The organism is Streptomyces sp. NPDC060027, from assembly GCF_042737005.1.
Lineage (GTDB): Bacteria > Actinomycetota > Actinomycetes > Streptomycetales > Streptomycetaceae > Streptomyces.
Genome location: NZ_JBHWVI010000134.1, coordinates 1 through 23,863, shown reverse-complemented (window position 1 = coordinate 23,863; position 23,863 = coordinate 1). Strand labels below are relative to the sequence as shown.

Genomic DNA, 23,863 nt, shown 5'->3' with positions numbered 1-23,863 from the left:
GATAAAACTAGGACTCGGGTACGTCTGTTACTCGATCGTAGGTCGTAGGCGGTCGGTCGTCGGTACGGCGGCCGGGCGTCGGTTCCGTGGGGGTCGTACCGCGCGCGAACCAGCCGCCGAAGTCCGCCGCGCGCCACCGAATTCACCGTCTGCCGTCTGCCGTCTGCCGTGCGTCGGCGGCATCAGTCGTACGCCGTGCGCACTTGTTGCGTCGGCCGTCCGGATTCCACCTGAGCCCAAGTTCACGAGGACACCAGCCCAGATGCCTGCGAACGAGTCCCCGAAGCAGTTCCCCGAGACGTCTCCGACGACCTCCGAGGGGGTGCGGGCCTGGTTGACGTCGGCCGTCGCCGACGCGGCCGGGCTTGCCCCGTCGGCCGTCGCACCGGAGCGTCCGATCGCCGAATTCGGTCTGGGATCACGGCAGTTGGTGGCGTTGGCCGCAGGCCTGTCCGAGTGGACCGGGCGGCCCCTTGAACCGTCCCTCGTCTTCGACCACCCCACGATCGCGGGGGTCGCCGAGGCCGTCTTCGACGAACGGCCCCGGGGTACGGCCGATGTGGCCCCGGCCTCCGCGCCCGCCGGCCCGTCCGTGCGGCGGGACGACGACATCGCGATCATCTCCATGGCCTGCCGGTTCCCCGGCGGCGCCGACGACCCGGAGGCCCTCTGGCGACTGCTGGCCGCGGGCGAGGACGCCGTCGGCGAGGTGCCCGCGGGCCGCTGGGACACCCAGGGGCTCTACGACCCCGACCCGGAGGCCACCGGGAAGGCGTACACCCTGCGCGGCGGCTTCCTGACCGGCATCGACCGGTTCGACGCGACCTTCTTCGGAATCTCGCCGCGCGAGGCCGCGGCCATGGACCCGCAGCAACGGCTGCTGCTGCAGACCGGCTGGGAGGCGATCGAGCGCGCCGGGATCGTCCCGGAGACGCTGAACGGCAGCTCGACGGGCGTCTACGTCGGCCTGTACGACAGTGGATATCTCGCCTCGGCCCCGCTGGACCGGCTCGACGGGCACGTCGGCACGGGCTCGGCGTCCAGCGTCGCGTCCGGGCGTATCGCCTACACCCTCGGACTCCAGGGGCCGGCCGTCACGGTCGACACCGCCTGCTCCTCCTCTCTCGTGGCCCTGCACCTGGCGGCGCGGGCACTGGCCGGCGGCGAGTGCGACCTCGCGCTGGCCGGTGGCGCGACGCTCCTCGTGACACCGCGCGGGCACGTGGAGTTCAGCAGGCTGCGCGGGCTCTCGCCGTCCGGGCGGTGCAGCCCGTTCTCCACCGAGGCGGACGGGGTGGTGTGGGCCGAGGGCTGCGGTCTGGTGCTCCTCAAGCGGCTCGCGGACGCCCGCCGGGACGGCGACCGGGTCCTCGCGGTCGTCAAGGGGTCGGCGATCAACCAGGACGGCCGCAGTCAGGGCCTGAGCGCGCCGAACGGTCCGGCGCAGGAACGAGTGCTGCGCGCCGCCCTCGGCGACGCCGGGCTCCGGCCGGACGACCTGGACTACGTCGAGGCGCACGGCACGGGCACGCGGCTCGGCGACCCCATCGAGGGCCGGGCGCTCGCGTCGGTCTTCGGACCGGGACGCCCGGCGGACCGGCCGCTCGGCGTCGGCTCCCTGAAGTCCAACATCGGTCACACACAGGCCGCGGCGGGCATCGGCGGCGTCATCAAGACGGTCCTGTCCCTCGGCCACGAACGGCTCCCGGCGTCCCTGCACGCCGAGACCCCGACCGAGCACGTCGACTGGGCGGACGGCGGCCTGCGCGTGCACAGCGGCGCCGAGGCATGGCCACGGCGCGATGACCGGGTGCGGCGGGCCGGGGTGAGCGCCTTCGGGATCAGCGGCACCAACGCGCACGTGGTGCTGGAGGAGGCACCGGAGGACCTGATCCGGCCGGCCGCGACACCGACGCCGACAGCGGCTCCCAGTCCGACGGCGGCTCCCACTCCGGCATCGGCATCGGCTCCCACTCCGACGGCGGCTCCCACTCCGACGCCTGTCCGCCCCCGTACCGCCGAGCCCGCCCTCTTCCCGCTGTCCGCCCGCACCCTCCCGGCCCTCCGGGGACAGGCGGCCCGCCTGCTCGACGCGCTCGCCGCACCACCACGGCCGGCCCTGCCCGACGTCGCCGGAACGCTGACCCACCACCGCACCCACTTCGAGCACCGCGCCGTCGTCCGGGCGGCCGACCACGACGAACTGCTCACCGCGCTCCGCGGCCTCGCCGAGGGGAACCCGGACCCTGACCTGGTCGTCGGCCCGCAACGGACCCTCCCACCGGGCAAGTTGGCGTTCGTGTTCCCCGGACAGGGTGCCCAGTGGTCCGGCATGGCCCGCGAACTCCTCGACCGGTCACCGGTGTTCGCCGACGAACTCGACCGCTGCGACGCCGCGCTGCGCCCGTTCACCGACTGGTCGGTGGCGGCCGTCCTGCGCGGCGACGAGGGCGCTCCATCCCTGGAACGGGTGGACGTCGTCCAGCCGGTCCTCTTCGCCGTGATGGTCTCCCTGGCCGCGGTGTGGCGGGCCCGTGGCGTGCGGCCGGACGCCGTGATCGGTCACAGTCAGGGCGAGGTCGCCGCGGCCTGCGTCGCCGGGGCGCTGAGCCTCAACGACGCCGCCGCGGTGGTCGCCCTGCGCAGCCAGGCACTGACCGAGGTGTCCGGCACCGGGACCATGGCCGTCGTCGCCCTGCCGCACACCGAGGTCGAGGCGCGCCTCGCCGACCTCGGCGGCCGGGTGTCCGTCGCCGCCGTCAACAGCGGCCGCTCTACGGTGATCGCCGGTGACGTGGAGCCGCTCGACGCCCTCCTCGCCGACCTCGACCGGGAGCAGGTGTTCGTCCGCCGCCTCGACGTCGACTACGCCTCCCACAGCGCCCGGGTCGAGCCGCTGCGCGCGACGATCCTCGACGAACTCGACGGCGTCACCACCTCCCCGACCGCCGTCGCCTGGTACTCCACGGTCACCGGCGAGCCGGTCACGGAGGAGCTGGAGGCCGACTACTGGTACACGAACCTGCGGGAACCCGTGCGCTTCGCGCCCGCCGTGGAACGCATGGCGGCCGACGGCTACCGTCACTTCGTCGAACTCAGCCCCCACCCCTCCCTCGTCACCGCCGTGCGCACGGTCGCCGAGGACCGTGGCCACGATGACCTGTTCGCCGTCGGATCGCTGCGCCGCGACGAGGACGGACCCGCCTGTCTGGACCGGGCCGCCGCCGAACTCCACGTCCACGGACGGCGGATCGACTGGCGCCGCGTCGTACCCGACGCGGAGGCGGCCGACCTGCCCACGTACGCCTGGGATCCGCAGTCCTACTGGATCGAGCCCGAATCCGGGTCCGGGGCCGTGGCCTCCGGTCTCTTCGACCGCGCCGCGCACCCGTTGCTGGGCGTTCAGCTGCAGTCGGCGGACGAGACCCGCTGGACCTTTCGCAACGAGTGGTCCCCGGCCACCGCCGACTGGCTGCCCGACCACGCCGTGTTCGGGCGGACCGTGGTGTCGGGCACGACCGTGATGGAGCTGTGCCGTGCCGCGCTCGCCGTGGCCCGCCCGGACGTTCCCGGCGACGTGACCGATCTGCTCCTGCTCGCGCCCCTCGTGCTGCCGGAGACCGGCACGGTCGAGGTGTCGGTCGAAGTGGTCACCACCGCATCCGCGCCCGAGGTCACCGTGCACAGCCGCCCGCGCGGCCGGGAGGCCCAGGGGTGGACCCTGCACGCCACCGCGTCGGCGGCCGCCCCCGCCCCGGTGACGGCGGCGCGGCCGCCGGTGTGGCCGGAGGCCGCCGAGCCCGCCTGGAGCGCGGACACGTACGTACGGCTGGCCGCGCTCGGTCTCGGCTACGGTCCCTCCTTCCAGGGCGTCCGGTCGGCGGTCACGACCACCGCCGACGGCGAGCTGCTGGCCCGGCTGTCGCTGCCGACCGTGGCCCGCGACGCGACCGATCCCTATCCCGTCCACCCGGCGCTGCTGGACGCCGCACTGCACGTGGCCGCCGCGCTGGACGCGCCCGACGGCCGGGTGCTGCTGCCGGTCGCGGTGGGCCGCTGCGTCCTGCCGCCCGGCGGCGCGAGCGACCTCACGGCGCTGGTACGGCGCTCGGGCGGCTCGGGGACGGACCTCACCCTCGACGTCACCCTGTGGGACACCGACGGCCTCCCGGCGGGCCGGCTGGAGGGCGTACGGCTGCGGGCCGCCGACCCGGCGGATCTGAACGGTGCCTCGGAGAACGCCCGTCACCTGTACGAAGTGGCGTGGACGGCCTTGACCGAACAGCCCGCAGCGGTACCGGGCGCCGCGTGGACCGTCCACGGCGACCGCTCGGACCCGGAGGTCGCGGCCGCTCTGCGCGGTCTGTCGGCGGCAGGCGTCCAGGTGCGCGAGACGGGCGCCGACATCGTCGTACGATTCTGGCCGCGTCCGGCAGTTGATGCCGAACCGGCCGCCGCAGCAAAGGAGTTGGCCGCCGAGGCGCTGGCCGAACTGCGCGCCCTGATCGCGCCCGCGGACGACCGGCCGCCCGCCCGGACCGTCTGGGTGACCCACGGCGCGGTCGCGACCGGCGCCGGGGACACCGTGCCCGGCCTGGCCCAGTCGGTCCTGTGGGGCCTCGCCCGCAGCGCCCGGACCGAACACCCGCACCTCGGACTGACCCTGCTCGACCTCGGGGACTCCGAGCCCGCCGACGCCCTGCCGACGGCCGTCGCCCATGCCGACGAGCCCGAACTCGCCTCCCGGGACGGCTCCTTGCTCGTTCCGCGGCTGGTGCGTGCCCGCGCGGCCGACGCGCTGCGGATCCCGGCCGGTGACTGCTACGAACTGGCCGGTCCCGCGGCGGACCCGACCCTGCGCGCGGTGGAGTCGCCGGCCCTGACCCCGGGCCGGGTGAGGATTCAGGTGCACGCCGTGGCGGTTCCCGGGCCCGGCGGGGAGCGGCCGCGTACCGCCTGCGCCGGTGTGGTCACCGAGACCGCCGCCGACGTGACGGACCTGAGCCCCGGCCTGCGGGTCGTCGCCCTCGCCGACACCCCGCCCGGCTCCGTCGCGGTCGCCGACGCACGGCTGGTCGCGATCCTCCCGGACGACCTGCCGTTCACCACCGCGGCCGCCCTGCCCCTCGCGCCCGACAGCGCCACCGGTACCGAAGAGGCGGCCCGGACGCTGCACGAGACCGTCGCCGGGCGGGCGCGTCCGGCCCGCCCGCAGGTCCTGCCCGTCACCGCCGCACGCGAGGCGATACGGAGAGGCAGGGCGTCCGGCGCCCCGGTCGTCCTCGACCTCGTCGGCCGCGACACTCTGGCGCCCACCGACGGCACGGTGCTGATCACCGGCGGGCTCGGTGCCGTCGGCCGGCACATCGCCCGGCTCCTCGCCGAACACGGCGTCCCACGGCTTCTTCTGACCTCACGTCAGGGAGCGGCGGATCCCCGTGCCGCCGAGACCACTGCCGAACTGACCGCGCTCGGAACCGAGGTCGAGATCGCGGAGTGCGATGTGGCGGACGCGACCGCCCTGGCCGGCGTACTCGCGGGCGTCGGCGACGCGTTGCCACTGCGCGGTGTCGTGCACTGCGCCGGAATCCTGGACGACGGGGTGGTCGCCGACCTGACGCCCGAACGCCTCGCGCGGGTGCTGAGCCCCAAGGTGGACGGCGCCGCCCATCTGCACCGGCTCACCGCCGACACCCCGCTCGACCTGTTCCTGCTGATCTCCTCGGCGGCCGGCGTGCTCGGCAGCCCCGGACAGGGCAACTACGCCGCGGCCAACGTCTTCCTCGACCAACTGGCCCATCACCGGCGGGCCCTGGGCCTGCCCGGAGTCTCGGTCTCCTTCGGCGCCTGGGCGGGCGAAGGTCTCGCCGCCGAACACGCCGACCTGGACCGGATGGCCCGGCTGGGCCACCGCGCCCTCACCCCCGACCAGGGCCGCGAACTCGTCGAACTCGCCCTGCGCCGGGGCACACCACACCTGATCGCCTGGTCCCTGGACCTGCCGCGCCTGCGCGAGAGCACGGCTGCCACGGACGGTGGTACGGCGGCCCTGTGGGGCTCGCTGCTGCCCGCGCCCCGCACCGGTCAGGACGGCGGTGCCGGTCTTGCGGACCGGCTGGCGCGACTCCCCGAGGCCGACCGCGCCGCACGTGTCCTGGCCCTGGTCCGCGAGGAGGCGTCCAGGGCGCTCGGACTGCGCTCGGCGGAGTCCGTCGGTCCCGATCAGCCGCTGCGTGAGCTCGGCATGGACTCGGTGACGGCGGTGGAGCTCCGCAACCGCATCGGCACCCGGATCGGTGCCAGGCTCCCCGCCACCCTGCTGTTCGACCACCCCACCGCGAACCGGCTCTCCGCTCACCTGCTGGCCACGGCACTCGCCACGGACGGCCGCACCACCCGGCGCGGCGCACCCGATCCGCGGTCCCCCCGCACCCCCGCCCCGGCGTCGGACGAGCCGCTGGCCCTGGTGGCCATGGCCTGCCGTCTGCCCGGCGGCGTCAGCGACCCCGAGGGCCTGTGGCATCTCGTCGCCGAGGGCCGCGACGCGGTGGGCCCGTTCCCGGCGGACCGCTGGGACGTGGAGTCGCTGCACGACCCCGACCCGGAGGCCCTGGGCACGTCGTACGCCAAGGAAGGCGGCTTCCTCGACGACCTGGAGTCGTTCGACGCGGGCTTCTTCGGCATCACCGCGAAGGAAGCGGCGGCCATGGACCCGCAGCAGCGGATGCTGCTGGAGACGGCGTGGGAGGCACTGGAGCGCGCCGGGATCGTGCCGGCAGACCTGGCGGGCAGCACCACCGGTGTGTACGTCGGCATGTTCGGCAGCGACTACCTCGCGGGCTCCCGGCTCGACGAGCTGGACGGGTACGTCGGCACGGGATCGGCGGCGAGCGTGGCCTCGGGCCGGCTCGCGTACACGCTGGGCCTGAACGGACCGGCGCTGACGGTGGACACCGCGTGCTCGTCGTCCCTGGTGGCGCTGCACCTGGCGGCGCAGGCGCTGCGGGCCGGCGAGTGCGACCTGGCGCTCGCCGGCGGGGTGACGCTGATGGTGACACCGGGAACCTTCGTCGAGTTCAGCCGTCTGCGCGGGCTGTCCCCGACCGGCCGCTGCCGCTCCTTCTCCGACGACGCCGACGGCGCCATCTGGGCCGAGGGCGCGGGCATGGTCGTACTGAAGCGGCTCGGCGACGCGCGGCGCGACGGTGACGAGGTGCTGGCCGTGCTGCGCGGTACGGCCGTCAACCAGGACGGCCGCAGCCAGGGCCTCTCCGCGCCGAACGGTCCGGCCCAGGAGCAGGTGATCCGGCGGGCGTTGGAGCTGTCCGGGTTGGAACCCGCCGACATCGACTACGTCGAGGCGCACGGGACCGGCACCACCCTCGGCGACCCGATCGAGGCGAACGCCCTCGCGGAGGTCTTCGGCACCTCGCGCCCTCAGGACCGCCCGCTGTATCTCGGCTCGCTCAAGTCCAACATCGGTCACGCGCAGGCGGCTTCGGGCGTGGCCGGTCTGATCAAGGTCGTGCAGTCCTTGCGGCACCAGTCCTTGCCGCGCACCCTGCACGCGGGCACGCCCAGTCGCCATGTCGACTGGGACGACAGCGGGCTGCACCTGCTGCGGGAGACGGTTGCCTGGCCCTCGTCGGGTGAACGCGTACGCCGAGCCGGTGTGAGCGCCTTCGGGATCAGCGGAACCAATGCGCACCTGATCGTGGAGGAGGCCGAGCCGGCCGAGGCCCTGCCGGGGGACGAAATCGCCCCGGGCAAAAGGCTGTTCGCGCTGTCCGGGCGCGGTGAGACCGCCGTGCGGGGGCAGGCCGCACGGCTGGCCCGGTACCTGGACGAGGATGTCGCCCTGCCCGACGTCGCCCACACGCTGGCGCGCCACCGCAGCCACTTCGAACGGCGAGCGGGGGTCGTGGCCGGCGACCGGGACGAACTGCGTTCACGGCTCGACGCGTTGGCGACCGGACGGACGCCGCTGGCCCCGCCCCGCGCGGAGCGGACGGGCAAGGTGGCCTTCGTCTTCGCCGGGCACGGCGGCCAGTGGCCGGGCATGGGCGTGGAGTTGGCGGCCGAGTCGGGGGCCTTCCGCGAGGAGTTGGCCCGTATCGACGAGGCCGTGCACCGACAGGTGGGCTGGTCGGTACGCAACGTGCTGTCCGCACCCGAGGAGTTCGCCCCGTTCGACCGCACCGAGTACCTGCAGCCGGTGCTGTTCGCCGTCAACGCGGCCCTGGCCGCCGCCTGGCGTGCGCTCGGCGTCCGCCCGGACGCCGTGATCGGGCACAGCCTGGGCGAGATCGCCGCCGCGTACAGCGCGGGCGCCCTCACCCTGGACGACGCCGTGTCCGTGGTCACCGGGCGCGCCGGAGCGGTCGCCCCGCTGGTCGGACAAGGCGGCATGCTGGCCCTGGAAATGCCGCGTACGGAAGCCGAGAAGCTGCTCGCGTCCCACCCGGACCGGCTGTTCGTCGCGGCGGTCAACAGCGCGCACTCCACGGCCGTCTCCGGGGACACCGAAGCACTGGCCGAACTGCGCGCGCACCTCGAAGCGTTGGACATCCCGGTACGGCGGCTGTCGACGCCGTTCGCCTCCCACACCCCCTTGATGGACCCGGTCCGCGCCGATCTGCTGGACCGGCTCTCCGGCATCCGGGGCACCCGTACGACGACCCCGCTGTACTCGACGGTGCTGGCCGAACCGGTGCCCGGCGACCGGCTGGACGCCGACCACTGGTACGCGAACCTCGGGCGCCCAGTCCGTTTCGCGGACACGATCCGGCGGATGCTGGACGACGGCTACCGCTACTTCGTCGAGCTGAGCCCGCACCCCTCGCTCACCGCGTCGGTCGAGGCGGTGGCGGCCGAGGCGGGGATCGACGCGGTCGCGGTCGGCTCGCTGAGCCGTGGGAGCGACGGACGGGACGTTCTGCTGGGCCGGGTCGGGGAGTTGTACGAGGCCGGGCACACGCCCGACTGGCCGGTGCTGCTCCCCGAGGGCCGCCGGATCGACCTGCCCACCTACGCCTTCGCCCGCGAACGCCACTGGCGCGCACCCGCCCCGGCCACCGGGACGGCCGGGGGTTCACCACTCCTCGGCACGCATGTCGAGGCCAGCGACACACCCGGCCGGCACATCTTCCAGAGCGACATCGACCTGAGCGACAGCCGCTTCGCCTACCTCGCCGACCACCGGGTCACCGGCGAGGTCTGGCTGCCCGGCGCCGCCTTCCTCGACCTGGCGCTGGAAGGCGCGTCCGCGCTGCGGGACGGCGGCGAGGTTCGACTGTCCGACGTGAGGTTCGTGCGGCCCCTGGCTCTGGACGCGGACAGGCCCGTACGGCTGCAACTGGTGCTGCAGCCCGCCGGGGAGGACGGCTCACGGGGCTTCACCATCGCCTCGGCGGCCACCGGGGAGCGGCGCGCGCCGTGGGAGCGGCACGTCACCGGACGGGTCGTCGACGGCGCCGCCGCCGACCCCGCGCCCGCCGCGCCCGACACGGACGAGGAACCCGCCGTGCTGCGCGAGCTGTGCGACGAAGAGGCCGACCTGCCCGCCGTCTACGCGGGGTTCACGGCCCTGGGCATCGACTACGGCCCCGCCTTCCGGGGCCTGGACCAGGGCCACCGCACGGACACCGCGGCGGTCGGCCGGCTCGCCCGGCGGCCCGCCGCAGGACATCTGCTGCACCCCGCGGTCCTCGACGCCGCCTTCCACACGGCGGCCCTGCCCGCCGACGCGCCCGCGGGCCGGGCCTTCGTGCCCGCCGGGGTCGGACGACTGCGTTTCACCGGCCTGCGCACCGCGCCCGCGTGGGCGACCTGCCGGCTTCGCTCGGTGGACGGCGACACAGCGCTCCTGGATCTGCGGCTCTGGGACGAGAAGGAGCAACTGCTCCTGGAGGCGACGGAGTTCGAACTCGCCGCGCTCTCGCCGCTGGACGGCGCGCTCTTCGAGACCCGCTGGCAGCCGCGCCCGGCCGCACAGGAGCGGCCCGTCGACGGCGGCTGGCTCGTCCTGGCCGACGAGACCGGCGTGGCCGACGCACTCGCGGAACGGCTGGCCTCCGCCGCCGTACCCCATGTGATCGTGCGCAGGGGCTCGGAGTTCGGCGCCGAGGGCCCCGGCCGCTATGTCCTCGATCCGTCCGATCCAGGGCAGTTGACCCGTCTGCTCGACGAGGCCTTCGCCGACGGGCCGCCGGAGCGGGTGGTGCAGCTGTCCGCACTCGATGCGCCGGCTGTCGAGGACGCCGCCACGGCCGAAGAGGCCGCGCGGTACTGCTGCTTGAGCACCCTGCACCTGGTACGGGCGTTCGCCGACCGTCCTCGGGGCCGCGCCCCGCGCCTGTTCGTGGTCGTACGGGGCAGCCAGGCCGCCGGTGACAGCGCACAGGTGACGCACCCTCAGCAGGCGCTCGCCTGGGGCTTCGGACTCTCGGTGGCCCAGGAGTACCCGGAACTGCTCACCACGCTGATCGACCTGCCGGCCACGGACGGCGGCGACGACCTGTGGACGCAGCTGCGGCACGCGGACGACGAACGGCTCGTCGCGCTGCGGGAATCGGGCCGGCTGGTGCCACGGCTGGCCCGCACCCGCCCGGACGACGGCGGGCACGGCGGGATCACCGCGGACGGCGTGCACCTGATCACGGGCGGTCTGGGCGGCCTCGGCCGGGTGGCCGCCGAGCGGCTGGTCCGCCAAGGTGCCCGCCGACTGGCCCTGCTGAGCCGGGGCGGGCCCGACACGGCCGGGGAGAGCTGGATCAAGGGGATCGAAGCACGCGGTGTCACCGTGCACCTCGCCCGCGCGGACGTCGCCGACCGCGCCGCGCTGACCGCCGCACTGGACGCCGTACGACGTGAGGCCGGACCGATCGCCACGGTCGTCCACGCTGCAGGCGCCCTCGACGACGCCACGGTGGCGAACCTGACCGACGAGCGCGTCCTGCGCGTGCTCGCCCCCAAGGTCCTGGGCACCGCCCTGCTGACCGAACTGGCCCCGGAGGCCGAGAGGTTCGTCCTCTTCGCCTCGGCAGCGGGCATCCTCGGCTCGGCCGGACAGAGTCCCTACGCGGCGGCGAACGCCTTCCTCGACGCCTGGGCACACCACCTCTCCCGCACCGACCGCCGGGCGCTGAGCCTGGACTGGGGCGCCTGGACGGAGGTCGGCATGGTCGCCGGTTCCGGCACCCGGGCCGCCGAGATGAGCCGCTCGGGTCTGGTCGCCTTCACCCCGGCGGAAGGCGGCGACCTGTTCGAGCGGGTGCTCGCCACCTCCCGCCGCCAGCTCGCCCCCCTCGCCCTGGACCGGGAGGTACTGGAGCTCGACCCGGACGCGGCGCGCACCCGCCCGATCCTGGGCGACCTGATCACCACCGCCGCGGACCCGGCGGGCACGGACGACCTCGTCGCCCGGGTGTTCGCGGCGACGACGGACCAGGACCGGGCCGCACGGCTCGAAGCGTATGTGCGGGCCAAGGTCGGCCAGGTCTCCGGCGGTGCCGTGGAGCTGTCCGCGACCACGGCCCTCAAGGAACTGGGCCTGGACTCGCTCATGCTGGTCCGGCTGCGCAACGCCTTCACCCGCGAACTGGGCGCCGAACTCCCGGCCACCGCCGTCTTCTCGGCGTCCGACATCCGGAGCCTCGCACAGGCCCTGGGCGAGGTGCTGCCCGAACGCGACACCAGGGCACGGAGAGAGGAGCCGCGGCCCGACATCACCTCCGAGGTGCCCGAGAGCGAGCTGCGGCCCGCGACCCGCGACGTCGTACGGCTGCTGCGCAGCGCCCAGCCCGGCATGCCGGACGCGGCGCACGCCGTCGGCCTGGCCGTCCGGCTCACCGCGCCGACCACCCGCGAAGCACTCACCGACATCGTCACCCGGCTCGCCGGACGGCACGCGGCCCTGCGCACGGCGATGGCCGCAGCCGGCGGACGGGGCCGACAACTGCGTGTGGAGCGGGAGTTGGCCGAGCCGCTGCTGCGCTGGACGGACGTGCCCGCCGATGCCGCACTCGACGCCGACGACCGGTTGACCCGGCTCCTTGAGCCGCCGTTCGACCTGACGATTGCGCCGCTGTGGCGGTTCGAGCTGCTCGACGCCGGTGCGCGTGGACAGATCCTGGTGTTCGGCGCGCACCACGCGGTGAGCGATCTGCAGTCGCTGCTGCTCGTCGCGGGGGAGATCGACGCCGAACTGTCCGGTACCTCACTCGGCGACGCCGTCACCAACCGCGACATGGATCTGCTGATCGAGGCCCAGCGGACCGGCGATGCCTCCCGGGCCGCCACCATCGACTGGCGCGAGGCCTTCCACGGCAGCGAGCGTCTCGACCTGACGCTCGCCCGGCCGCGCCCGGAGACGCGTTCGTACCGGGCCGGGAGCGTGACCGTGGCGATACCCGACGGGCTGATGGAGCGGGTGTCGGCGGCCGCCGGCAGGCTCGCCGTCACGCCGGCCGCCTTCTGCCTCGGCACCCTGACCGTACTGCTGGCCAGGATGCGCGAGCGGGAGCGCTTCGTGCTCGCCGTGCCCGTCGACACGCGCATCCACGCCGACGCCTACGACGCGGTGGGCTTCTTCGGTGTACCGGTGCCGTTCCCGGCACAAGCGGCGGCGGGGGAGCGGATAGAGGAGGTACTGCGCCGGACGGACGCGCGCCTGGACCGGGTCCTCGCGAAGGGCGCCATGTTCTCGGACGTGCTGTCGACACTGGCCGGGCAGGGGCTGCACCGGGCGAACGCCCCGCTGGTGGAGGTGTACTTCAACTACGTACGCTCCTCGGCGGCCCGCCTCGGCCGGCTGGAGGTGCTCCCGGCCGGAACGGGATATTCCGACCTCGACCTCATGGTCACCATGACCCCGGACGCGGGCCGCGTACGGCTCGACCACAACCTCGACATCCTGGACGCGGCGACCTCCACCGAGCTGGCGGAGGCGTTCCTGCGGCTGCTCGCCGCGACAGCCGACGACCCGACCGCGGCGGTCCGTACGACGACTGCGACGGCGACTGTCACGACGGGTACGACGGCGACGCCGATCGCGACGGGCATGACCGCAAATCCGGTCGTGACGGCAACTCCGGTCGCGCGGGAGCCCGTTGCCCGCCCGCGCCGCTCGCTCGCCCTCGCCGCCACCTTCGCGCTCGGCAATCTGCCGTTGCTGTGCGAGGCGGCGGTCGAGGAGGGCACGCGGGACGGAGCGGGAGAGCCGGAGCGGGCCGAGGGGCCGATGGTCGTGGAGGCGCCGTACCACCAGGTGCTCGCCGCCCTGCGCGATCCCTCGGGCGTCTTCGCCGACCCCGCGACAGCGGTGGGCGTGGTGCTGCTGCGGGCGGCGGACCTGGAACGGTTCGGCCCGCTGACCGACGCGGTGCTGACCGAGCTGCGCACCGCCTACCCGGCAGCGCTGCGGGCCCTGTCGGAGCGGACCCGCAGACCACTGATCGTCGGCGTCCTGCCCTCGGCGCGGCAGGACGACCGCTTCGCGCGATGGGAGAGCGACCTCCTCGCCGAGCTGGCCGAGTCGCCCGGCATCGCGGTGCTGGGCCCGGACGACTGGACGCGCCACCACGCCGTCGCGGAACGCTTCGACGAACGGACCGAACGGCTGGCCCACCTCCCCTTCACCCCGCACTTCCAGGCGGCGGTGGCCCTGCGGCTGGCCCAGGTCGTCCGAGCGGTGCTGCGTCCCGCGCCGAAGGTCATCGCGGTGGACGGCGACGAGACCCTGTGGGGCGGGATCGCCGGGGAGATCGGCCCCGAGTTGGTGGATCTGACCGGACCGCGTGCCCTGCTGGCGCGGAGGCTGTCACGGTGGCGTGCCGCGGGCGCGCTGCTCGCGCTGGTCAGCAACAACGACGAGGACACCGTACGGGCCGTCCTGGACCGTCCGGACAGCACGCTGAAGGCGGAGCATTTCAGCGTGCTGTCCGCCGGCTGGGGCCCGAAGTCGGGCCGTCTCGCGGAGGCGGCGCGCACCCTCAACCTGGGGCTGGACAGCTTCCTGTTCCTCGACGACAACCCGGTCGAGATCGCGGGAGTGCGGTCGGCGCTGCCGGAGGTGCTGTCGGTGACCTGCCCTCCGGCAGCCGAACTGGAGGACTTCCTCGGCCGGTTGTGGCCGCTCGTCCCGGCGGCGGCGACGGCCGAGGACGGACTGCGGGCAGGGTTCTACGCGCAGGAGCGGGAGCGGGACGCGGTGCGCGAACAGGCTGGGTTCGAGGAGTTCCTCGCCCAGTTGGAACTCGAGGTCGACATCAGGGCGTTGTCCGGGGCCGACGTCGAGCGGGCCGAACAACTCGTCCGCCGCACCAATCAGTTCACCCTTCATCCCCGGTCCGCCGACGGTGGCGATCTGGCGCGGTGGCGGGAGCACGGCGAGGTGTGGACGGCCGCGGCGCGGGACCGCTTCGGCGACTACGGCCAGATCGGCCTGCTCGCCCTGCGCGCGGACGGCGACCGACTCGACGTCCTCGCCTGGATGCTGAGCTGCCGTGCGCTCGGCCGAGGCGTCGAGGAACGGCTGTTGCGGTGGCTGGCGGACCACGCCGACCGACTGGGCTGCGTCAAGGTCCGGCTGACGGCGGAGCGCACCGACCGCAACGTACCGGCCCGGCGTCTGTTGGCCGCGCTCGGTGGCGGCGACCAGGACGACGAACAGCTGGAGAGCGTGGTCACGCCGGAACAGCTGCGGGCCTTCCGCTCCTGGCGGCGGCAGTGAGCGGGCTGGCGGCTCGGCCCGCTCAAGCAGTGTGGAAAAGGACAGTGCACTCGGTGAAGGGCTCTCATGCGTGAAGTGAACGAGGACGCGGCGCCGTACGCCGGACAACGGGCGACCGGTGAGGCGATCGAACGGGGTGAGAGCGGGCCGAGTGTGGAGGCCCTGCTGGCCAGGATCAGACAGGCCCCTGCACCCAGCCCCACACCCATAGCGACCGGAACCGGAACCGGAACGGAGTCGGATGCGGGGGCGGACAGCTCCGCATCCCGTGCCGGCGAGACCGCGGATGCGGACGCGGGTGGCGTCGCGTCCCATCCCGGCACGGAGACCGTGCCGTTCGGTGCGGGTGCGGGTGCGGGTGCGGGTGGGGGTGCGGGTGGCGACACCGGCACCGGCGCTGCCACCGGCACTGCCACAGGCACAGGCACAGGCACAGGCACAGGCACAGGCACCGGGACCGGCACTGGCACGGATCACGGCACCGGCGCCGCGCCCCTCGCCGCACCCGACGCGGACGGCCTGGCCGCCGTCGTCGCCGCGGCGGCCGGGCCCTTCGTGCCCGGAGGGCAACTGTCGCCCGACACCGACTTCTTCGACGCCGGGGGCACCTCCGTAGGCGCCGTGGAACTCGTCGCGGCGCTGGAGGACGAGCTGGGCATGGAGATCGACCTCGACGAGGTGTTCGCCGACGCCCGGCCGCGCAGCCTCGCCCTGCGCTGGCTGGCGACCCCGGGTGCCACGGCGGCCCTCTCGGCCCCGGGTGCGCCGGCAACCCCGACGGCCGTACGGACCCCGGGTGCCGCGACCGACACGATCGGGACCAGGCGGCAGGCCGCGGACACCTTCCTGTTCCCCGCCTCGGCTCCCGCTCCGGGATCCAGCCCCGCTCGCGCCCCGGGTCCCGGCCCGGCCCCCGCTACGGACACCCCATCCATCCCCTCGCCCCGCATCCTGCCGGGGGCGACGGTCACCGCCCGGACCACCGGTGGCGCCACCCCGTACGCCACGGCCCGTCCCGAGGACCTCGATCAGATCCTGGCCGACCTCTCCCTGGCCGACCGCCTGCCCTGGACCGGCTCGCCCGAGCCCCTGCCGCCCCGCCGGATCCTGCTCACCGGCGCCACCGGCTTCCTCGGCAGCCATCTGCTCCTCGATCTGCTCAGGCACAGTGACGCGCATGTCCACTGCCTCGTTCGCGCGGCCGACGAGGAGGCGGCCACGGCCCGGCTCGGCGAGGCGCTGAAGAGTCACCGGCTGCCCTGGTCGTCGGAGATCCGCCGCCGGGTGACGGTGCTCCCCGGCGACATCAGGCGTCCGCACCTCGGTCTGGCCGACGACGTCTGGAACAAGCTCGCCCACGAACTGGACAGCGTCGTGGGCGTGGCGGCGGCCGTGGACTTCCTGCGCGGCTACCGGTCGCTGCGGCAGAGCAACGTCATCGGCGCGCTGACCCTGGCCGAACTGGCCGCGACCGGCCCGCCCAAGCCGCTGCACCACATCTCCTCGATCGCGGTCTTCAACGAGGTCGGCATCGCCTCGATGGGCGAGGACGACCCGCTCGCCCACGTCGACCGCCTCGTCGCGGGCTACGACCAGACGAAATGGGCCGCCGAGGTCGCCCTGCGGCGGGCCCGCGACCACGGTCTGATCGTCACCGCCATGCGCCCGGGAGGCATCGGAGGCCACACCCGGACGGGCGCCCACAACCCGCAGGACCTCAGCAGCGGCCTCATCTCGGCCTTCGGCCGCTTCCGCACGGTGCCCGCCTTCCACCGTCTGAACGCGGCCCCGGTGGACTGGGTGAGCCGGGTCGCGGCAGGCGTCATCTGCGAACCCGACGCCTGGGGATTCGACTACAACCTCACCGGCGTACCCAACACCCTCGACGACGTCGTACGGGACATGGCGTACGGCGGGATGCACGTGCGCGTACAGGACTGGGACGAGTGGCGCACCGACGCCCTGGCCCGCCTGGAGGCCGACCCGGTTCCCGAACTCACCTTCCTCACACGGGTGTTGAAGAGCCCCACCGCCCTCAAGCTGTGCGAGGCGACCCTGAAGGGACCGGCGGCCACCGACGAACGCACCGCCGCGCTCGTCGAGGCGCTCGGCCTGCGCCCCGCGGCCCGCTACGACGCCCAGGCCCAGCTCAGGACGTTCGAACGGCTCGCCCAGGACGGCCTGGCCCGGCTGCCGCACAAGGACGACCAGCCGTACCTGTGGTTCTCCGAGACCACCGAGGGCGCCGTGGGCCCCGTCGGCGCCGACGCCGGCACCCCCTGCTCGATGGCGCTCACCCTCTCCATCGCGAGCATGTACCAACTGGTGAAGGAGCGCCGGGTGGACGTCGGCGGCGAGCTGGTGTGCGCCGCGGCCCATCCCGCGCCGCTGCGCGTGGAACACGGCGACGTCTGGATCCGCCCCGAGGAGGGCATCCCGCAGCGGCACGGGATGCGCCACCAACTCCTCCGCTACCGACTGACGTTGCGTGACGCCGACGGAGGCGGCTGGTGGCTGGAGGGTCACAAGTACGCCCGCGCCCGCCGTGACGTATGGCGGCAGACCCGCGCGCTGAGCGTCGAGATCGGCCGCGAGGGCGAACCGGCGAGCCTCGCGGGCGAGCTCGTCGTGCCCGCGGACAGCTATGTACGCGACCAGATCGACGGCATCAAGGTGGACCCGCGTCTGACCGGCCAGGAGAAGCGCGTCGCCAAGCTGACCTGGCTCGCCTGGTTCGGCGCGGAGATGGGCCGCGGACTGCTCGGCCCCTTCGCCCGCGCCGCCGCGGACCTCCTCGACCTGCGCCGCACCCGCACCCCCTCGGAGCGCAACCGATGATCTTCAGAACCGCCAACTCCCGTACCAGGCCGACGATCCGCAAGGTCAGGACGGGCACGGCCCTGCGGCCGCTGCGCCACCGCCTCGACCCGGCACGGGTCGAGGAGATCCCCTTCAGGGCCGGGGACGGCGTACGTCTCGGTCTCACCCGCATCGACACCGGCGAGCAGGACCGGCCCGCCGTGCTGCTCCTGCACGGGCACACGGCGTCCGCCGACATGTTCCTGCTCCCCGAGACCCGCAACCTGGTCGACGTCCTGCTCGACGACGGCTACGAGCCCTGGCTGCTCGACTGGCGGGGCAGTTGCCGGCTTCCCTACAACGAGACCGGCCAGAGGTACACCTACGACGACGTCGCCCTGCACGACATCCCCGAAGCCGTCTCCCGCATCCGCGAACGCATCGGCGACCGGCCGCTGTTCGTGGTCGCCCACTGCATCGGCTCCCTCACCCTGTCGCTGAGCATGACGGCGGGGCTGGTGCCCGGGCTCGCGGGCGTCGTCTCCCAGGGCGTCTTCCTGACGCCGAAGCTCGCGGGACGCACCTCGCTGCGGATGACGGTGGCGGGTGAGCTGCTGAAGAACCGGATCGACCACATCCCCGTCGACTTCCGGAAGGTGGGTCTCCGGTCGAAGTACACGCCCCTGTTCGCGCTGGCCTCCCGCCGGGCGGGCTGCCCGGACCCGACCTGCCAGATCCTCCACAACTCGGCCTGGGGTTCGGGCGCCTCGCTGTTCCTGCACGAGAATCTGTCCGACGCCACCCACGACAGGCTCGCCGAGCTCCTCGGACCGGCGCCCCTGTGGATCCTGCCGCACCTGCGCCGTATCGAACTGGCCCGCAGCGTCGTCCGCTGGCACGACACCGACCACCGCTACCGGGCGCTGCCGCCCAACGCGCTGGACGCGGCCGCCCGCATCGACACCCCGGTGCTGCTGCTCGCGGGCAGCGAGAACGGACTGTGGCTGGACTCGCAGAAGCTCTGCCACGAGGTGCTGGCACACCGCCAGCCCCAGCTGGACGTGTCGTACACCGAGATCCCCGCCTACGGTCACCTGGACACGTTCCTGGGCCGGGGCGCCGCCCTCGACGTCTTTGGTCACATCCTCGAGTTCCTCGGCGAACGACGGTGACGGCGGCCCCGCGGCCGGTTAACGTACCGACCAGTAACCAGACCGGCCGGTAACCAGACGGCCAGTGACCAGACCGCACTCCAGGAGGTCCCATGCCGCAGCTCGAAGTCGACGGCGCCGCGCTGACGTACGACGACGATGGCCCCCGCGACGGTGACGGTGTGCCCCTGGTGTTCATCCACGGCTGGACGGCCAACCGGCACCGCTGGGACCACCAGGTGGACCACTTCTCCCAGAAGCGGCGGGTCGTACGGCTGGACCTGCGCGGGCACGGGGAGAGTGACGGGTCGGGACGGCGGACCGTGGCGGAGCTGGCCGGTGACGTTCTCACCGTCCTCGACCACCTGGAGCTCGACCGGTTCGTCCTCGTCGGCCACTCGATGGGCGGGATGATCGCGCAGACCCTGACGCTCGCCCACCCCGAGCGGGTCGAGCGGCTGGTGCTGGTGAGCTCGATCAGCAGGATGACCTACAGCCGGGGGAGGGGTCTGCTGATGGCGTTCTCGACCCGGGTGCCGTTCAAGGTGTTCGTGGCCGCCAACATCCAGCGGGCCTTCGCCCCCGGGTACCCGCGCGAGAAGATCCGCGAGTACGTCCGGGCCTCGGCGGACACGCCCCGCGAGGTGGTCATGACGTGCTATGGCGCCATGCGGTCCTTCGACGTCCTCGACCGGCTGGGGGAGATCCGCACCCCCACTCTCCTGGTCCACGGCTACCACGACATCCAACTGCCCGTCTCGCAGATGCTGCGGATGGCGAAGGACTACCCGGACGCCGTGGTGCGGATCGTGGACGCCGGCCACGAACTGCCCGTGGAGAAGCCGGCCGAACTCACCGCGGTGGTCGACCGGTTCGTGACCGACCAGCCGTAGCCGAGCCTGGGTCACGGGCCGGAGCGGACACCCGCAGCCGACGGGCCCGCACGACGGCGTACTGGCACGAGTACGGCCCGTGCGGGTCGACACCGTCGTCAGGGGCGTCGCCCTGGAGGTCGGACGGACAGGCGGAAGAGCCCCGACGGCCGCGGAGCCGAAGCCCTCCGCGCCCTTTCGGCGGCGAAAGGCGAAGGGGTGGAATCCCTTGTCCGCCGACCTGACGGAATTCGGGCCGCAGTGATGCCGATGCGAATCCCGTGAGCGCCATACCGTGGTCACGCGCTTTCCGCACGCGCAATGTACCGATGTTCGCGAGGGCGTCGGTCCTGGAATTCTTGGGGTTCTCGAATGATTCCGAGCCGATCGGGCAGCCGTGACTGACGCGGCCGCACGCGCCGGGCAACAGGTGGCACTTGTACGAAACAGCGTCGCCGACCGTTTCGCCTTGGCCCGGGACTTCTATCTCGCCTCCGACGCAATTCGTCCGTACGGCAACGCCGAGTTGAGCTTCACTCGTTGGTCGCGTGCTCGCGGGGTGCTCGCGCCCGACTCGGCCGACGCGCCGGGAAGCCCCTGGTGGCGTGCTGTCAACGACCGCCTGCTCCGGGACAAGGTCGAGGCTCGTCTGTTGACCGACGGCGTCACCGGCACTGCCAGCGCCCGCAGCGTCGAGTTCTGGCTCGACTTCATCCGGACACCGGCACCCGGCCTCTGGTACCGGGCGCACAACGCCAGCATCGTCGCGGGCTACCTGCGGCACGAGGAGCTGGCGGCCACGGAGCTCCAGGTGGAGCGCTTCATGATGAACGTCGCGCTCCTCCGCGTCCTGTTCACCCACGCGATGCTGGTCCGTCCCCGACTCGCGCTCGGCCCGCTGGCCGCACTCGGCCCACTGCTGGCCGACCCCCGCAGCCTTACCGTCCGGATGTTCCTGGACCTTGGCCGGTCCTTCCCGGCCGAATACCCGGTGGCCGCGCCCGTCGAGGAGGCCATCCGCGACGAGCATGCCCTCGCCCGCTTGCTCGACTACGGCCTGATCGCCCCTCGGCTTCCCGCGCTCTACGCCTACTCCGCCGTGTCGCTCGAAGAGCCCCGGCTGACATCCCTGCTGGACGACGGGGTTCCGGCTTACGCATGGCCGAGTTCCGACCGGGCGATCTGGTACACGGGTAACACAGGACCGCACCTGCGCCTGATCGCCCGCGCCACCGGCGTGCGCCTGCGCTGGGAGTCACGGCCGTCGGGCCGCTTCCTTCACAGAATGCACCGGTAGTCCGGCCCTGGACGAGCGGAATCCCGGAGAACGACCTGGAATTTCTCGGACTGGCGGCCGCCCCCCCCGAAAATTCCCTCTTTCAGCGAGCGGACCGATCAACGGTTCTGGTGGTTTCTGCCATTCTGATGACGTGCAATCGCCCGCCTCGGTCACGCCCGACGCTCCCGTATCCCTGGACCGTCCCCTCTTCACCCAGTCGTGGCTCGACCTCACGTTCATCCATTGGGCCGTCGAACCTGACGCCGTTGCCGGGCTGCTGCCGAGTGGGACCGTCCCCGACACCCATCACGGGGCTGCTCACGTGGGGCTCGTCGCCTTCCGGATGCACAAGGTCGGACTGCTGCGCCTGCCCGGGGTGCCGTACTTCGGGTCCTTCCCCGAGACCAACGTGCGGCTCTACTCGGTCGACGCGCAAGGGCGTCGCGGGGTCGTCTTCAGGTCGATGGACGCGGCACGGCTGCTCCCGGTGCTGATCGGGCGTCTCGGGTTTCGGCTGCCGTACCTGTGGTCGCGGATGGACATCCGGTCCGGCGGGGACACCGTCGCGTACTCGAGCTCCCGTCGCTGGCCCGCCCCTGGAGGGGCGTACAGCAGGATCACCGTGCGCACCGGTGAACGCGTCGAGGAGCCCACCGAGCTGGAGCACTTTCTCACTGCCCGGTGGGGAATGCACAACGCGTTCTTCGGCGGCTCGAAGTATCTTCCCAACGACCATCCGCGCTGGCCCCTGTACCGCGCCGAGCTGATCACGTGCGAGGAGAACCTGCTTCCGGCGGCGGGAATCCTCGCGCCCCGTGACGCCCCGGTCAGCGTCCTGTACTCGCCCGGTGTCCCCGTCCGCCTCGGGTACCCGGTGCGGGCCGGTGCCGAGGCGCACCGTGGAATGCGCGGTTCCCGACGACCGTCGAAGTCGTCTTCCTGAGGCAGCTCCCCGTGATCAGCGCCAAGGCGCGCGTTCCGGGATCGAGCGGGGTGGCGGAGACGCTCGTCCGCTCAGCCCCGTCAGGAGCGGGAGCTTTCGGCCATCAGGGAAAGGTTAGTGGAACGTCAGCGACGCCTGGCAGCTTGGAATCACGTCACGGCGCAGCGCCCGCACCTCGGGTGATCGCGCGCTCCCGCGGCGGCACACTCATCGCGTGAGAGGAAGCACCCATGCCTGCCCACGATCCGAACCGTCCCACGCTGTCCGGGCCGTCCCGAAGGTCGGTGCTGACGACCGCCGGCCTGGTGGCCGCGGGAGTGGCGCTCGACACCGCCGTGGGCGCCCCCCGCGCATCGGCGGCGGCGCCCCCGGCCATCTTCTACTCGCCCCACCAGGACGACGAGGCGATCGGGCTCGCCGGTTCGATACTGGAGCACAAGGCGGCAGGCAGGCCCGTCTATCTGGTGCTGGTCAGCAAGGGAGAGAACGGTGACCTCGCCGCGTACATGAACCAGGGCGACTGCCAGAGCCTGGGCGGCAAATGCTCCGCTCCCGGTCACTATCACAAGCTCGGGTGGCAGGAGAGCTGGCCGACACCGGAGGTCGTCACCGGCCGCACGGCCGAGTTCAACCTCTCCGCCAAGGCCCTGGGCGTCGACAAGGTCATCAACTTCAAGCTCTCCGACGAAGCCTTCGGCGACTATGACAACTTCGTCAAGAAGATCATGGCCAAGGTCCGGGCACTCGCCCAGCAGTATCCCGGCGCCTCGCACAAGTTCGCGGCCGGGTGGCTGGACGGGAACCCCACACACAAGGCGTGCAGTGATGCCGCCTACTGGCTGATGAAGAACGGCGAACTCACCGACGTCCGCTTCAACCACATCTACGCCTACCAGCAGTATCCCGACCCCGCCGATCGCGGCCGCGGCGCCGACTATGTGCTCAACATCCCGGCGGCCCACATGGCCAAGAAGCGTTCCTCGATCCTGGCCTACAACACCTGGGACCCCAGCCGGCATCTCTACACCCTCGGGTACCACAGCGTCCCCGTCTGGCTGGAGCAGGCGTACGCCGATCCGCGGGAGTTCGTGTACACACTGCCCTCGAGGTACCGGACCGGCCCGGCGTAGGGACGGTGCTGCGCGCGGCCCGTCGGCTGCCCCGGCACCCTCCGGGTCACGGTGCCGGGAAGACGAGAGGCACGCCGTAGCGCTTCCCGGCGCGGTGGAGCGCCGGGACGAGGGCGGCGCGCAGGCCACGGATCTCCTCGGCGTGGTCGATGAGGAAGCGTTTCCGGAGATGTCGGCGGGCCGGTTCGCGGACTGCCTCGACGGGGCGCATGCAGGTGGCGTAGGCGTGGCCGAGTTCGCTGTTCACGCGGTCGAGGTCGGCGGCGGGGGCGTTCATCAGGCGGCGGTCGGCGAGCGCGAAGAAGGCCTTCTGGTCAGCGACGGCATAACCCTGTTCGGCGAGGCAGCCCGGCAGGTCGCGCAGGGCCCGGGCGGCAGCGGAGTCCCGCTTCGCGGCAGAGGCCAGCGCACCGAACCACGCCATCTGCAGCGGCTGGTAGACCTTCGTCACCTGCTCGGCGGCCGTCGCCCCCGCAGTGCGGCAGCGGCGGATCTCGGCGGCGCCGCCGGAGCGGGGCGGGGCGGGCTCCGCCGCCCCGGCGGGGACCTCGGCGCTGTGCCCGAACCCGTGCCGGCCGAGGAAGTCGAGGTCGGGCAGTTCGCCGAACGGGATGAACGCCAGAGGGACCTCCTCGGGCAGACCGAATCCCGTCTCGCGGGCACACTCGGCGGCGGCAGCCCGGGCCACCTGCTGTCCGAAGACGTTCAGGCCCTGGGTCCACCGGGTCTCGGCACCGGTCGCGGGCAGGGCCATGTGTACCGGGTCGTCCGGCAGGGCGTGGGTGAGGCGCCCGGGCGCCTCCGGGGCGGGCCGCTGCTCGCCGGACGCGCCGACGGCCGTGCTGCACGCGGCGGTGAGCAGCGCGGCGGCCGCGGCGGCGGTGCGCGCGAGGGTCCTGCGGGTCACGTCCGTCCTTCCTGGGACCGGCCCGGGGTGCCGCCGGCCGCTGTACACCGG

Annotated in this window: 8 protein-coding genes; 7 read left to right on the top strand and 1 reads right to left on the bottom strand. The window is 73.2% G+C overall.

Annotated features, from left to right (window positions below; all coding sequences use genetic code 11):
- Positions 1 to 262: 262 nt before the first annotated feature.
- The 7 genes from ACFWBT_RS28050 to ACFWBT_RS28020 all read left to right on the top strand — a co-directional run bounded on the left by ACFWBT_RS28050 (position 263) and on the right by ACFWBT_RS28020 (position 22,905).
- The gene (locus ACFWBT_RS28050; RefSeq protein ID WP_385705348.1) at positions 263 to 14,731 is read left to right on the top strand and encodes an SDR family NAD(P)-dependent oxidoreductase; all 14,469 of its coding nucleotides are present in this window, start codon (positions 263 to 265) and stop codon (positions 14,729 to 14,731) included.
- A 66-nt stretch (positions 14,732 to 14,797) separates the two neighbouring features.
- A complete protein-coding gene (locus tag ACFWBT_RS28045; protein WP_385705346.1) occupies positions 14,798 to 17,569 on the top strand; it encodes a thioester reductase domain-containing protein in 2,772 nt (923 codons plus the stop codon).
- Positions 17,566 to 18,702: an alpha/beta hydrolase gene (locus tag ACFWBT_RS28040; RefSeq protein ID WP_385705344.1), complete on the top strand. Its 1,137-nt coding sequence runs from the start codon at positions 17,566 to 17,568 to the stop codon at positions 18,700 to 18,702. Before ACFWBT_RS28045 ends, ACFWBT_RS28040 begins: the two co-directional genes overlap by 4 nt.
- Positions 18,703 to 18,794: 92 nt before the next feature.
- Positions 18,795 to 19,574: an alpha/beta fold hydrolase gene (locus ACFWBT_RS28035; RefSeq protein WP_385705342.1), complete on the top strand. Its 780-nt coding sequence runs from the start codon at positions 18,795 to 18,797 to the stop codon at positions 19,572 to 19,574.
- A 409-nt stretch (positions 19,575 to 19,983) separates the two neighbouring features.
- The gene (locus tag ACFWBT_RS28030) at positions 19,984 to 20,850 is read left to right on the top strand and encodes a hypothetical protein (protein ID WP_385705340.1); all 867 of its coding nucleotides are present in this window, start codon (positions 19,984 to 19,986) and stop codon (positions 20,848 to 20,850) included.
- Positions 20,851 to 20,983: 133 nt separating this feature from the next.
- Positions 20,984 to 21,775, top strand: a complete 792-nt coding sequence (locus ACFWBT_RS28025) for a YqjF family protein (protein ID WP_385705339.1) — start codon at positions 20,984 to 20,986, stop codon at positions 21,773 to 21,775.
- Between the two features lie 230 nt (positions 21,776 to 22,005).
- Positions 22,006 to 22,905 carry a PIG-L deacetylase family protein gene (locus ACFWBT_RS28020; protein WP_385705337.1) on the top strand — a complete coding sequence of 300 codons (900 nt, stop codon included), beginning with the start codon at positions 22,006 to 22,008 and terminating at the stop codon, positions 22,903 to 22,905.
- Between the two features lie 46 nt (positions 22,906 to 22,951).
- Here the strand turns inward: ACFWBT_RS28020 and ACFWBT_RS28015 are convergent, their stop codons facing one another.
- Positions 22,952 to 23,812, bottom strand: a complete 861-nt coding sequence (locus ACFWBT_RS28015) for a hypothetical protein (protein WP_385705335.1) — start codon at positions 23,810 to 23,812, stop codon at positions 22,952 to 22,954.
- Between the last annotated feature and the right edge of the window lie 51 nt (positions 23,813 to 23,863).